This window comes from Enterobacter sp. HK-058-C-ECC, assembly GCF_047531125.1.
GTDB classification, from domain to species: Bacteria; Pseudomonadota; Gammaproteobacteria; order Enterobacterales; family Enterobacteriaceae; genus Enterobacter; species Enterobacter quasiroggenkampii.
This window is the reverse complement of record NZ_JBLKCH010000007.1, coordinates 212,373-225,667: the sequence shown is the minus strand read 5'-3', so window position 1 is coordinate 225,667 and position 13,295 is coordinate 212,373. Positions and strand designations below refer to the sequence as shown.

Genomic DNA, 13,295 nt, shown 5'->3' with positions numbered 1-13,295 from the left:
CGATAACAGCGCATCAGGGTATCCTCATGAAACAAATCACCTTCGCTTCCCGCAACCACCAGCTGACCAACATCAATACCTGGACGCCGGACAGCCAGTGGCTGGTCTATGACGTGCGCCCGTCAGGTGCATCGTTCACCGGAGAAACCATCGAGCGGGTCAACGTCGGCACGGGCGAGGTAGACGTGGTTTATCGCGCCACTGACGGCGCGCACGTTGGCGTGGTGACCGTTCATCCTGCGCAAGAGAAATACGTCTTTATCCACGGTCCGAAAAACCCGGATGCAGACTGGCACTACGATTTTCATCATCGTCAGGGGGTGATTGCGCATCACGGTCAGGTGAGCAACCTGGACGCGATGGATATCACTTCGCCGTACACCCCTGGCGCGCTGCGCGGCGGCAGCCACGTCCATGTCTTCAGCCCGAACGGCCAGCTCGTCAGCTTTACCTATAACGACCACGTGCTGCACGTGCGCGACCCTAAACGTGATTTACGCAACGTCGGCGTGGCGGCGCCTTACGGGCCGGTGAAGCCGCCGGGAAACCATCCTCGTGAATACCCGGGAACTTACTGGAGCGTGCTGATCAGCCGCACGACGCCCAACCCGCAGCCGGGCAGCGACGAGATTAACCGCGCCTATGAAGAGGGCTGGGTGGGCAACACCAGGCTGGCGTTTATCGGCGATACCCTCTCTGCGCAGGGCGAAAAAGTCCCGGAACTGTTTATCGTCGACCTGCCGGAAGACGAGCAGGGCTGGAAGCGTGCGGGCGATGCGCCGCTGCAGGGCACGGCAGAGACCCTGCCAGCTCCGCCTGCTGGGGTGAAGCAGCGTCGTTTGACCTTTACGCATCAGAGGGCCTATCCGGGCCTGGTGAACGTGCCGCGCCACTGGGTTCGCAGCAACCCGCAGGGAACGCAGATCGCGTTTCTGATGCGCGACGATAACGGCATTGTGCAGCTGTGGCTGATCTCGCCTGGGGGCGGCGAGCCGCGCCAGCTGACGCAGACCGCGAGCGGTATTCAGTCTGCGTTTAACTGGCATCCGGCGGGTGACCGACTGGGGTTTGTGCTCGAAAACCGGATCGCCTGCTGTGACGCGCAGACTGGAGAGGTGACGTTTTTGACGTCCGATCACGGCAATCCGCCGTCTGCTGATGCCGTCGTGTTTTCCCCGGACGGGCGCTTTATCGCGTGGATGGAAGAGACAGGGGGTTTCCGTCAACTTTGGTTAACGGAAACCGCGCATAACTAGCGTGGAGGCATGTCAGCGGGCGGGATAACGGCGTTTGTCGCCAGATTCTCCTGCTCGCTTTTTTCTACCCGTGAGCGCACGGAGTTGTCCTTACGAAACATATCCCACGGCAGCAAAAGCGTATCCGCCACAGCCGTAAACGGCATATCCAGGATAACCAGGGATTTGGTGCCCCAGTTTGTATCGTCATCGGAGATCATCGCCGCGCTGGCGCGCGTCCCCGGATATGTTCCTTCTTTACCGCCGGTGTGAGACATCACGCTCGAACACCCGCAAAGTAAAACAACCCCGCTGAACGTCGTCAGCTTTATCAGAACATTTTTCATCATCACTCAGTCATCGTTAATGGCACTGCATAGACCTGCAACTCAGGGTTATAACGAGCCTTAACCAAAATGGATAGCCCGATAACCCCGCACTGTGGCAGCCATCGCAATTTAACCCTTTGTGCTGTTGTCCCAGTCTAAGCGAGATGCAGGAAAGTGCAAAAAAAAGTGCAGTCGTCACGCTTGAAAAGCCCGGTTGCAGACCCATTTTAAGAATACGACCCGATAACGAACTCGCCTGATGGGGGTTCGGGGGCGCAAAGGCCTGTCCATGGTGGAAGGCTTAATTTTCTCGCTGATTTCAGGAGTTTTATTTATGCGTAACTTCGATCTTTCTCCGCTATACCGTTCTGCAATTGGTTTTGACCGCCTGTTTAACCATTTAGAAAATAACCAAAGCCAGAGCAACGGCTACCCTCCATACAATGTTGAGCTGGTTGACGAAAACCACTACCGCATCGCCATTGCCGTCGCCGGTTTTGCAGAAAACGAACTGGAGATCACCGCGCAGGACAACCTGCTGGTGGTGAAAGGTTCCCATACGGCCGAGCAGAAAGAACGTACCTACCTTTACCAGGGCATCGCTGAGCGCAACTTTGAACGCAAGTTCCAGTTAGCCGAGAACATTCACGTGAAAGGCGCGAACCTGGTCAACGGCCTGCTGTTTATCGAACTGGAACGTGTGATTCCGGAAGAGAAAAAACCGCGTCGTATCGAAATTAACTAATTATGCGGGTCGCGCGAGCGGCCCACCCAGACTTGCTTGCCGTAATGGGAGCATATGCGAATCCATCCGGATTTGCAGGAACAACTGCGCACAAAATTAAACTGTGCCGAACTCGCTTCTCAGAAGGAGATTTAGTATGCGTAACTACGATTTATCCCCCTTACTTCGTCAGTGGATTGGTTTTGACAAACTGGCTAATGCCCTGCAAAACACCGCTGAGCAACAGACGTTTCCGCCGTACAACATCGAAAAAAGCGACGATAACCACTATCGCATCACCCTGGCGCTGGCCGGCTTCCGTCAGGAGGATCTGGATATCCAGCTCGAAGGCACGCGTCTGACCGTGAAAGGTACGCCGGAGAAACAAGAGACCGAGACCAAATGGCTGCATCAGGGGCTGGTTAATCAGCCGTTTAGCCTGAGCTTTACTCTGGCAGACCATATGGACGTCTCCGGCGCAACGTTTACCAACGGGCTGCTGCATATTGACCTGACTCGTAACGTGCCGGAAGCCATCGCGCCACAGCGTATCGCCATTAGCGACCGGCCGGCGTTAAACAGTTAACAAGCCCGCCGAACCTGTAGGTCGGGTAAGGCGCAGCCGCCACCCGACATCGCTCACAGACCGCACAAGGCCCTGCCCCGGCAGGGCTTTTTTGTGCGCCATCGCCCATACAACCGCCCACGGCTCTGAGAGAATCCTTAGCATAACTAAGGTTATGCCAAGGAAGTGGATCATGAGTGATATCGCGTTAACCGTCAGCGTGTTGGCCCTGGTCGCTGTTGTTGGCCTGTGGATAGGGAATATCAAAATCCGCGGCGTCGGGTTTGGGATAGGCGGGGTGCTGTTTGGCGGCATTTTTGTCGGCCACTTTGCCGACCAGCTCGGGCTGGTGCTGAGCGCCGAAATGCTCCACTTTACTCAGGAGTTCGGCCTGATCCTGTTCGTTTATACCATCGGGATTCAGGTGGGGCCGGGTTTTTTCGCCTCTCTTCGTGTCTCCGGCTTACGGCTCAACCTGTTTGCCCTCGGCATTGTGGTGATGGGCGGGCTGGTCACCGCCATTCTGCATAAAATCTTTGCTATCCCGCTGCCCGTGGTGCTGGGCATTTTCTCCGGAGCGGTCACCAACACGCCCGCGCTCGGTGCCGGGCAGCAAATCCTCCGCGATTTGGGCATCGAACCCGGCATCGTCGACCAGATGGGGATGAGCTACGCCATGGCCTATCCGTTTGGCATTTGCGGCATTCTGCTCTCCATGTGGCTGGTCCGCGTCCTGTTTCGCATTAACGTCGATAAAGAGGCGAAGGACCACGAAACTACGCTCACCAACGGCCATATGCCGATCAAAACCATCAACATTCGGGTTGATAACCCCAACCTGAACAATATGGCGATTCAGGACGTGCCGATCCTGAACAGCGCCAATATCATCTGCTCCCGCCTTAAGCGCGACGATATGCTGATGGTGCCCGCGCCCGGCACCATCATTCAGCAAGGCGATCTGCTGCATCTGGTCGGCCAGCCCGGCGATTTGAACAATGCCCGTCTGGTGATTGGTCAGGAAGTGGATACCTCGCTCTCCACGCGCGGCACCGATATGCGGGTGGAACGCGTTGTGGTGACTAACGAGCACGTACTGGGCAAAAAAATACGTGATCTGCAGGTAAAAGAGCGCTATGACGTGGTGATCTCCCGCCTCAACCGTGCGGGTGTCGAGCTGGTCGCCAGCCCCGAGGCCAGCCTGCAGTTCGGGGATATTCTCAACCTGGTGGGTCGCCCGTCGTCCATCGACGCCGTGGCGGATATGGTGGGTAACGCCCAGCAGAAACTGCAGCAGGTGCAGATGCTGCCGGTGTTCATCGGTATTGGGCTTGGCGTGCTGCTCGGCTCCATCCCGCTGTACGTGCCGGGCTTCCCGGTGGCGCTCAAGCTGGGCCTGGCGGGCGGGCCGCTGATTATGGCGCTGATCCTCGGGCGTATCGGCTGCATCGGTAAGCTCTACTGGTTTATGCCGCCGAGCGCCAACCTGGCGCTGCGCGAGCTGGGCATCGTGCTGTTCCTGGCGGTGGTCGGGCTGAAGTCCGGCGGGGATTTCGTCGATACGCTGATCAAGGGCGAAGGGATGAGCTGGGTCGGCTACGGCATCTTTATCACGGCGATTCCGTTGCTGACGGTGGGCATACTGGCGCGGATGTTCGCCAAAATGAACTACCTGACGCTGTGCGGCATGCTGGCGGGCTCCATGACCGATCCGCCCGCGCTGGCCTTTGCCAACAACCTGCACACCACCAGCGGCGCGGCAGCGCTCTCCTATGCCACCGTCTACCCGCTGGTGATGTTCCTGCGCATCATTACGCCGCAGCTACTGGCGGTGCTGTTCTGGGGGATGGGCTAGCAGGTCGTCCGGGTGGATGCGCCGCAGATGGTAGTCCACCTGGTAATCACTGGTATTGCGGAACATCACGGAATAATTGAGGAACTCGCCGCTGTCGCTGTAGGAAAGAGAGGTGATACGCAGCAGCGGCGTCTGTTCCGGCAGGTTCATATAACCCGCCAGTTGCTTATCGGCCAGCACCGGCGTCAGGCTCTCGTAGTTGCCGCTGATAGTGATCCCGCACTCCTTCTCGATGTAATCAAACTTTGACCCTTCAAGATGCGCCAGCGACAGATTGCGAAACAGCTTCACCGGCATAAAACTGTCCTCCAGCATCAGCGGCTTTCCGTCCACGTAGCGCACCCGTCGGGAAAAGTAGATCCGCTCATCCACCTGAATTCGCAGCTGGCTGGCGATGGCGGGCGGGGCGGGCATCACTTCGAACTGCAGCACCTTGCTCTGCACCTCTTTTCCCTGCTGACGCAACACCTCCACCAGCCCGGTCAGGTTGGTGGTTTCGTGGTGAACGTCTTTGCGTGACACAAACGTGCCGCTGCCGTGCCGCCGTTCAACCAGCCCCCAGCTCACCAGCAGATCCAGCGCCTTGCGGATGGTCATTCGCGCCACGCCGAACTCCTGCGCCAGCGCTTTCTCGCCCGGCAGCGGACTGCCGATATTGTAGTCCGACGAATTCAGCCGCAGCCGCAATCTGTCAGCAATGGATTTGTAGATCACCAGTAGACCTCTCTGCCCTTATCAGGGCGTGGATGGCGTCCTGACATGTCCATATTTACCGCAAAAAGTAGACCTGATTGGTCAAAATAAAACCATGAATGCGATCACGAATCGCAGCGGCACGCCATGTTCGCGCATCAGTAAGTTCTTATGCTCACCTCAGGCCAGCAAAAAACCATAAAGGCCTCTACCCCTACAGGTTGTTTCATGAGGATTTAAAAATGCTCAGTCAAATACAACGTTTTGGCGGTGCCATGTTTACCCCGGTGTTGCTGTTTCCGTTCGCCGGGATCGTGGTGGGAATCGCCATCATGCTTCGCAACCCGCTGTTTGTCGGCGAAGCCTTAACGGCCCCCGATCATCTTTTCGCGCAGATTGTTCACATCATTGAAGAGGGCGGCTGGGCGGTGTTCCGCAATATGCCGCTGATTTTTGCCGTCGGCCTGCCGATTGGCCTGGCGAAGCAGGCCCAGGGCCGCGCCTGCCTGGCGGTGTTGATTAGCTTCCTGACCTGGAACTACTTCATCAACGCGATGGGGATGACCTGGGGCCACTTCTTCGGCGTCGACTTCTCCGCCGAACCGACGGCCGGAAGCGGGCTGGCGATGATTGCCGGCATCAAAACGCTCGATACCAGCATCATCGGCGCTATCGTGATTTCAGGCATCGTTACCGCCATCCATAACCGCTATTTTGACAAGCCGCTGCCGGTGTTTCTGGGGATTTTCCAGGGCAGCTCATTTGTCGTTATCCTCGCATTCTTCGTCATGATCCCCTGCGCCTGGCTGACGCTGCTGGGCTGGCCGAAAGTGCAGATGGGCATTGAGTCCCTGCAGGCGTTCCTGCGCTCTGCCGGGGCGCTGGGCGTGTGGGTCTATACCTTCCTGGAACGCATTCTGATCCCAACCGGATTGCACCACTTCGTCTACGGTCCGTTCATCTTCGGCCCGGCGGCGGTGGAAGGGGGGATTCAGGTCTACTGGGCGCAGCATCTGCAGGAATTCAGCCAGAGCACCCTGCCGCTGAAAACCCTCTTCCCGGAAGGCGGCTTCGCCCTGCACGGTAACTCAAAAGTGTTCGGCTCGGTCGGGATTGCGCTGGCGATCTGGTACACCGCGTCGCCGGAAAACCGCGTCAAGGTCGCGGGACTGCTGGTCCCGGCCACGCTTACCGCGGTGCTGGTGGGCATTACCGAACCGCTCGAATTCACCTTCCTGTTTATCTCGCCACTGCTGTTTGCCGTTCACGCCGTGCTGGCGGCGACCATGGCGACGGTGATGTACACCTTCGGCGTGGTCGGGAACATGGGCGGCGGCCTGCTGGACCAGTTCCTGCCGCAAAACTGGATCCCGATGTTCCATAACCACGCCGCGACGGTCTTTACCCAGATCGGCATTGGCGTCTGCTTCACCGGAATTTACTTCGTGGTCTTCAAAACGCTGATTGCACGTCTGAACCTGAAAACCCCGGGCCGGGAGGAGAGCGAAATCAAGCTCTACAGCAAGGCCGACTATAAGGCGGCGCGCGGGCAAACCACCTCCCCGGCCGCGGCCAGCCAGCAGGTCGGGCAGGCCGCCGGATTCCTGCAGGCGCTCGGCGGCGCGGCCAACATCGAAAGTATCAACAACTGCGCCACCCGCTTGCGCATCGCCCTGGTCGATATGGCGAAAACGCAAAGCGATGACGTCTTCAAAGCCCTCGGCGCCCACGGCGTGGTGCGACGCGGCAACGGCATTCAGGTGATTGTCGGCCTGCACGTTCCTCAGGTGCGCGACCAGCTGGAATCGCTGATGAAAACCCCCTTAACGAATGAACAAACCACCCTGACAGAGGCTATATCATGAAAAAATTCTCAGTTGTCATTGCAGGCGGCGGCAGCACCTTTACGCCTGGTATCGTCCTGATGCTGTTAGCCAACCGTGACCGTTTTCCGCTGCGCGCGCTGAAGTTCTATGACAACGACGGCGCGCGTCAGGAGACCATCGCCGAAGCGTGCAAAATCATCCTTAAGGAGCAGGCGCCGGAGATTGAATTCAGCTACACCACCGATCCGAAAGCGGCCTTTAGCGATGTCGATTTCGTGATGGCGCATATCCGCGTGGGCAAATACCCGATGCGCGAAAAAGATGAAAAAATCCCGCTGCGCCACGGCGTGCTGGGCCAGGAAACCTGTGGCCCGGGCGGGATTGCCTACGGCATGCGCTCTATCGGCGGCGTGCTGGAGCTGGTGGATTACATGGAGCAGTACTCCCCAAACGCGTGGATGCTGAACTACTCCAACCCGGCGGCGATTGTCGCGGAAGCCACGCGCCGCCTGCGTCCGAACGCCAAAATCCTCAACATCTGCGATATGCCGATCGGCATCGAAGGGCGCATGGCACAGATTGTCGGCCTGAAAGACCGCAAAGAGATGCGCGTGCGCTACTACGGCCTGAACCATTTCGGCTGGTGGACGTCAATTGAAGACCTGAACGGCAACGATCTGATGCCGAAGCTGCGCGAATACGTGGCGAAAAACGGTTATGTCCCGCCTTCTGACAACGCTCACACCGAGGCGAGCTGGAACGATACGTTCGCCAAAGCCAAAGACGTGCAGGCGCTGGATCCGGACACCATGCCGAACACCTACCTGAAGTATTATCTCTTCCCGGACTACGTGGTCGCGCATTCCAACCCGGAACGCACTCGCGCCAATGAGGTCATGGATCACCGTGAGAAGCACGTGTTCAGTTCCTGCCGGGCGATTATCGAGGCGGGAAAATCCTCCGCCGGTGAGCTGGAAATCGACGAACACGCGTCGTACATCGTCGATCTGGCAACCGCCATTGCCTTTAACACCCAGGAGCGGATGCTGCTGATTGTGCCAAACAACGGGGCCATCCATAACTTTGATGCCGATGCGATGGTGGAGATCCCTTGCCTGGTGTGCCATAACGGGCCGGAGCCGCTTACGGTGGGCGACATTCCACACTTCCAGAAAGGGCTGATGAGCCAGCAGGTGGCGGTGGAAAAACTGGTGGTGGATGCCTGGGAGCAGCGCTCGTACCAGAAACTCTGGCAGGCGATTACCCTGTCGAAAACCGTGCCGAGCGCGTCGGTCGCGAAAGCGATTCTGGATGACTTGATCGAGGCCAATAAGGATTACTGGCCAGAGCTGAACTGATCGTCCTGACCGGCATCGCCCGATGCCGGTCTCCTTGTCCTTGTCGATTTACGCTATGCTGAAGCCTGCCCGTTGCACGACAAGGAATCTTCATGAAAATTTCCCGCCTCGGCGAAGCGCCGGACTACCGCTTCTCGCTGGCTAATGAACGCACGTTTTTAGCGTGGATCCGCACCGCGCTGGGGTTTCTTGCCGCCGGGGTGGGGCTCGACCAGCTCGCGCCTGATTTCGCCTCCCCGCTGATTCGCGAGGTGCTGGCGCTGCTGCTGTGCCTGTTCGCGGGCGTGCTGGCGATTTACGGCTACCTGCGCTGGCTGCGCAATGAAAAAGCGATGCGTTTGAAGCAGGATCTGCCCTATACGCGCGGGTTACTCATCATCAGCGCGATTCTGCTGGCGGTGGCGGGCGTGGTGATGGTGCTGGTGTTCTATGGCGGATAGCCGCAAAGCGCGACGCGAAGCGGACCCCGGCCTGCAGCCGGAGCGGACGTCACTCGCCTGGCTGCGCACGCTGCTGGGGTATGGTGCGCTGATTGCCCTGGCGATTAAGCACAACTGGCACCGCACCGGGGTGCCGTTCTGGATCTCGCTGGTTGTGCTGGCGCTGGTGGCGATCGTTTTATGGCGCTATACCCGCAGTCGTAACCTGATGGACGTGGCAAAAGAGGATGTTGTGCAGCCGAAGGCGGTGCGGGATAAGTTCCTGATCGCCCTGGCCGTGCTGTCTCTGTCTTTACTCTTCGCAGTGACTCACATTCAGCAAATTGTGAGCTTATAAGCCCGGTGGCGGCTACGCCTTACCGGGCCTACAACTGCCGCGAACCGTAGGCCGGGTAAGGCGCAGCCGCCACCCGGCATAATTACTTCCCTTTCGCCAGATACTTCGCCATCTCGTCTTCCGGCACCATGCCGCCGCCGGTCGCCCACACCAGGTGGGTAACGCTGGCATCTGAAGGCACGCGCAGCGGCCCGGCCATGCCCGCCAGCGCGGACGGTTCCAGCCGAATGCCTTCCTCCTGCGCCAGCCAGCCGAGCATGTCGTACATGCTCTGATCGGAAAGCGTATAGAACCCGTCAAGCAGGCGCTCCATCGCGCGGCCCACGAAGCCGGACGCGCGTCCTACCGCCAGCCCGTCCGCTGCCGTTACGTTATCAATGCCCAGGTCCTGTACGGCAATCTCGTCGTGCAGGCCGGTGTAGACGCCCAGCAGCATGCACGGGGAGTGCGTGGGTTCCGCGAAGAAGCAGTGGACGTTGTCACCAAAGGCCAGCTTTAGTCCAAACGCCACGCCGCCAGGGCCGCCGCCGACGCCGCACGGCAGATAGACGTACAGCGGATGATCGGCATCCACCACGCGGCCCTGTGCGGCAAACTGCGCCTTTAGCCGCTCGCCTGCCACCGCGTAGCCCAGGAACAGGGTGCGGGAGTTTTCATCGTCAATGAAGAAACAGTTCGGATCGCTTTCTGCCGCTTTGCGTCCCTGCTCCACCGCCACGCCATAATCCTGCTCATATTCCACGACGATGACGCCGTGGCTGCGCAGTTTGGCTTTCTTCCACTCGCGGGCGTCGGCGGACATATGCACCGTCACTTTAAAGCCGATGCGGGCGCTCATGATACCGATGGACATCCCCAGGTTGCCGGTTGAGCCTACCGCAATGCTGTACTGGCTGAAGAAGTCCTTAAAGCGCGGCTCCAGCAGGATGCTGTAGTCATCCTCCACGCTCAGTAATCCGGCGTCCAGAGCCAGCTTTTCCGCGTGGGTCAGCACCTCATAGATACCGCCGCGCGCTTTAATCGAGCCGGAAATCGGCAGATGGCTGTCTTTTTTCAGCAGCAGCGTGCCGGGAATAGACTTAGCAGATTCTTTCTCCAGCCGCGCCTGCATTGCCGGGATCGCGACCAGTTCGGATTCAATAATCCCACCCGTTGCCGCCGTCTCCGGGAAGGCTTTCGCCAGATACGGCGCGAAGCGGTTGAGTCGCGCATGGGCGTCGTCCACGTTGGCTTTGGTCAGCCCGACATAGGGCAGCCCTTCCGCCAGCGTGGTGGTGCGCGGGTTAAGCCAGGTGGTTTCTTTCAGGGCAATCAGATCCTCAACCAGAGGAAACTGTGCGGTTAAAGTGGTGATAGTTGCGTTTTCCATAATACGTCTCTTCGCGCTCAGATAATGAAAGAAAGCAGGAATGTGCCGCCAAGTGCAAGCACCGAGGCGATAAACGTCGCCGTCGTATAGTATTTGAAGGTCTCATTCAGGGTCGCGCCGCAGTACTGCTTCACCAGCCAGAAGAGGGAATCGGTGACGATCGTGCAGCCAATTGCGCCGGAACCGATGGCAATGGTAATGATCTCCGGACTGACGTTCGGGTAGAGCGGCAGCATCGGCGCGACGATGGCCGTGGCGCCCATCATCGCGACCGTGGCGGAGCCAACGGCGGCATGCAGCACCAGCGCCACCAGCCAGGCGAGCAGGATAGGGTGCATGTGCAGGTTCGAGAGAATATGCGCCAGCGAGTCCGCCAGTCCGCTGGTTTTCAGGATGGCGTTGAACGCGCCGCCCGCGCCGATAATCAGCAAAATGTTGGCGATAGAGCCAAAGCCGTGCTCCGTATGGGTCAGCATCACGCCCATGCCCATGTGCTGGCGGATCCCCAGCAGGTAGTAGGCGACAAACACGGCGATAAACATCGCGGTGATCGGGTTGCCGATAAACTCCAGCAGCGTATACAGCGTGCCCTCTTTTGCCATATTCAGTTCGGTGATGGTCTTCACCAGCATCAGGGCAATCGGCAGCAGCACCGTAAACAGCGTGGCGCCCAGCGACGGCAGGGTATGCTCCTCCCGCACCTTCAGGTCTGAAAATTCCGCCGGAACCGGTTTAAACGGCAGACGATTGCCGAGCAGTTTCAGGAACAGCGGGCCGCCGACCAGAGAGGCCATCAGGCCCACCAGCAGGCCGTAGACGATCACCGTCCCGATGTCCGCCCCTAATTTATTGGTCACAAACAGTGCGGCCGGATGCGGCGGCACCACGCAGTGCACCGCCATCAGCGCGGTACAGAGCGGAATGGCCAGCTTAAGCAGCGACGTGTGGGTCTTTTTGGCGATGGAAAACGCCAGCGGGATCAGCAGGACCACGCCCACTTCCACGAACAGCGTAATGCCGCAGATCAGGCCGACCAGCACCATAATCACGTCTGCTGACAGCCAGCGGCAGCGCTGCAGGGCGATCCCGATGCGCTCTGCTGCGCCGGAAACCTCCATCATCTTGCCGAGAATGGTGCCAAGACCAATCACGGCCGCCAGGAAGCCCAGCGTGCCGCCAATCCCGCTCTCAATGGCGTTTACCATATCCAGCGGGCTCATTCCCATCATTGCGCCGACGAAAAAGCTCGCCAGCAGCAGCGCGAGGAACGGGTGAAACTTCAGTTTTACGATGGTTAAAACAATCAACACAATGCTGACCAGCAGCGTTGCCACAACCCAGACCTGAGATCCCATATCTCACCTCACCCTTATGTCATCTGGGGGTATTGGACGAAAAAGCGGCGTGGGCTGACAAACGATATAAATTGGCGTTCAGGTGAGCCAGATTGAATCAACTGAGTGACTGCGCTCTAAAAAACGCACTTAACTCGCATTAGGTTCACATAAATTCACCCTTAAACGGTATGCTGAGCGCAGAAACCACGCGTGAGAATTGTGATGACCGATGCAAATGAAGCCAGAAACCGGCTGCTCAACGGCTGGCAACTGTCGAAAATGTACACCTTTGAAGTGGCGGCCCGGCATGAATCCTTCGCGCTGGCGGCGGAGGAACTGTCGCTTAGCCCCAGCGCGGTGAGCCACCGCATTAATCTACTGGAAGAGGAGCTGGGTATTCAGCTGTTTGTCCGTTCGCACCGTAAAGTTGAGCTGACGCAGGAGGGAAAGCGCGTTTACTGGACGCTAAAATCGTCCCTCGACACCCTGAATCAGGAGATCCTGGACATCAAAAACCAGGCGCTGTCCGGCACGCTGACGGTCTACTCCCGGCCGTCGATCGCCCAGTGCTGGCTGGTACCCATGCTGGGCGACTTTACCCGCCGCTATCCGTCAATATCGCTCACCGTCCTGACCGGCAATGATTACGTCAATATGCAGCGAACGGGCGTCGATCTGGCGCTCTATTTCGACGATACGCCGCCAAACCATCTGTCTCACCACTTCCTGATGGACGAAGAGATTTTGCCCGTCTGCTCGCCGCAGTATGCCCGCGAGCATGAGCTGTTGAAAAACCCCGATAACCTCAGCCACTGCACGCTGCTGCATGACCGTCAGGCCTGGAGTAATGATTCTGGTACGGATGAGTGGCTGAGCTGGGTGCAGCATTTTGCGGTGAACATGCCGCCATCATCGGGCATTGGTTTCGATCGTTCCGATTTGGCGATCATTGCGGCCATTAATCACGTCGGCGTCGCGATGGGCAGAAAGCGGCTGGTGCAAAAACGGCTTGAACGAGGCGAACTCATCGCTCCGTTTGGTGACAAGACCCTGAAATGTCATCAGCACTACTATATTTCGACGCTTTCTGGCCGTCAGTGGCCGAAAATTGACGCCTTTATCGGCTGGCTGAGAGAACTGGCAGGTTGAAGAATTATTACGCTTTCGCGCTACACCAAATGTGAAAAAGCGTGCTAAATACAGGTAATGCTTTCGATTTATCCAGGG

General features: G+C 58.3%; 13 protein-coding genes and 1 other annotated feature. Of the genes, 9 read left to right on the top strand and 4 right to left on the bottom strand.

What is annotated here, in order from left to right; all coding sequences use genetic code 11:
- Nucleotides 1–26: 26 nt before the first annotated feature.
- On the top strand, nucleotides 27–1,256 hold the full coding sequence (locus ACMWJS_RS15545) for a DUF3748 domain-containing protein (protein ID WP_414747283.1): 1,230 nt from the start codon (nucleotides 27–29) through the stop codon (nucleotides 1,254–1,256).
- On the opposite strand, the gene ACMWJS_RS15540 is transcribed toward ACMWJS_RS15545, so the two are convergent.
- Nucleotides 1,253–1,585, bottom strand: coding sequence for a YceK/YidQ family lipoprotein (locus ACMWJS_RS15540; RefSeq protein ID WP_032662055.1), 333 nt, complete (start codon nucleotides 1,583–1,585; stop codon nucleotides 1,253–1,255). The genes ACMWJS_RS15545 and ACMWJS_RS15540 overlap by 4 nt on opposite strands.
- A 248-nt stretch (nucleotides 1,586–1,833) precedes the next feature.
- Nucleotides 1,834–1,905, top strand: a sequence feature (ROSE (Repression Of Heat Shock gene Expression) occurs in the 5'-region of heat shock genes and acts as an RNA thermometer to modulate expression.).
- Here ACMWJS_RS15540 and ibpA point away from each other — a divergent pair.
- From ibpA to ACMWJS_RS15525, 3 genes are all read left to right on the top strand, one after another.
- Nucleotides 1,899–2,309: a small heat shock chaperone IbpA gene (gene ibpA, locus ACMWJS_RS15535; protein WP_008500162.1), complete on the top strand. Its 411-nt coding sequence runs from the start codon at nucleotides 1,899–1,901 to the stop codon at nucleotides 2,307–2,309. (Overlaps the previous feature by 7 nt.)
- Before the next feature lie 136 nt (nucleotides 2,310–2,445).
- Nucleotides 2,446–2,874 (top strand): small heat shock chaperone IbpB, encoded by a 429-nt coding sequence (gene ibpB, locus ACMWJS_RS15530; protein WP_008500161.1) that lies wholly within the window; start codon nucleotides 2,446–2,448, stop codon nucleotides 2,872–2,874.
- A 172-nt stretch (nucleotides 2,875–3,046) separates the two neighbouring features.
- Nucleotides 3,047–4,708 carry a putative transporter gene (locus ACMWJS_RS15525; protein ID WP_111967621.1) on the top strand — a complete coding sequence of 554 codons (1,662 nt, stop codon included), beginning with the start codon at nucleotides 3,047–3,049 and terminating at the stop codon, nucleotides 4,706–4,708.
- Here ACMWJS_RS15525 and ACMWJS_RS15520 read toward each other — a convergent pair.
- The gene (locus tag ACMWJS_RS15520) at nucleotides 4,676–5,422 is read right to left on the bottom strand and encodes a GntR family transcriptional regulator (RefSeq protein WP_023618235.1); all 747 of its coding nucleotides are present in this window, start codon (nucleotides 5,420–5,422) and stop codon (nucleotides 4,676–4,678) included. The two genes, ACMWJS_RS15525 and ACMWJS_RS15520, sit on opposite strands and share 33 nt — an antisense overlap.
- A gap of 221 nt (nucleotides 5,423–5,643) precedes the next feature.
- Between ACMWJS_RS15520 and ACMWJS_RS15515 the strand changes: the two genes are divergently transcribed.
- The 4 genes from ACMWJS_RS15515 to ACMWJS_RS15500 all read left to right on the top strand — a co-directional run bounded on the left by ACMWJS_RS15515 (nucleotide 5,644) and on the right by ACMWJS_RS15500 (nucleotide 9,362).
- Complete coding sequence (locus ACMWJS_RS15515) at nucleotides 5,644–7,266, top strand: alpha-glucoside-specific PTS transporter subunit IIBC (RefSeq protein ID WP_414747282.1); 1,623 nt, start codon at nucleotides 5,644–5,646, stop codon at nucleotides 7,264–7,266.
- Nucleotides 7,263–8,585, top strand: a complete 1,323-nt coding sequence (locus ACMWJS_RS15510; RefSeq protein ID WP_414747281.1) for a 6-phospho-alpha-glucosidase — start codon at nucleotides 7,263–7,265, stop codon at nucleotides 8,583–8,585. Before ACMWJS_RS15515 ends, ACMWJS_RS15510 begins: the two co-directional genes overlap by 4 nt.
- A 92-nt stretch (nucleotides 8,586–8,677) precedes the next feature.
- Entirely contained in the window at nucleotides 8,678–9,025 is a 348-nt protein-coding gene (locus ACMWJS_RS15505; protein ID WP_414747280.1) for a YidH family protein, read from the top strand.
- Nucleotides 9,015–9,362: a DUF202 domain-containing protein gene (locus tag ACMWJS_RS15500; RefSeq protein ID WP_048030328.1), complete on the top strand. Its 348-nt coding sequence runs from the start codon at nucleotides 9,015–9,017 to the stop codon at nucleotides 9,360–9,362. Before ACMWJS_RS15505 ends, ACMWJS_RS15500 begins: the two co-directional genes overlap by 11 nt.
- Before the next feature lie 82 nt (nucleotides 9,363–9,444).
- Here the strand turns inward: ACMWJS_RS15500 and dsdA are convergent, their stop codons facing one another.
- Nucleotides 9,445–10,731: a D-serine ammonia-lyase gene (gene dsdA, locus ACMWJS_RS15495; RefSeq protein ID WP_414747279.1), complete on the bottom strand. Its 1,287-nt coding sequence runs from the start codon at nucleotides 10,729–10,731 to the stop codon at nucleotides 9,445–9,447.
- A 17-nt stretch (nucleotides 10,732–10,748) separates the two neighbouring features.
- Nucleotides 10,749–12,086, bottom strand: coding sequence for a D-serine transporter DsdX (dsdX, locus tag ACMWJS_RS15490; protein ID WP_414747278.1), 1,338 nt, complete (start codon nucleotides 12,084–12,086; stop codon nucleotides 10,749–10,751).
- Nucleotides 12,087–12,290: 204 nt separating this feature from the next.
- Between dsdX and dsdC the strand changes: the two genes are divergently transcribed.
- Entirely contained in the window at nucleotides 12,291–13,217 is a 927-nt protein-coding gene (gene dsdC / locus ACMWJS_RS15485; RefSeq protein ID WP_414747277.1) for a DNA-binding transcriptional regulator DsdC, read from the top strand.
- Nucleotides 13,218–13,295: the final 78 nt, after the last annotated feature.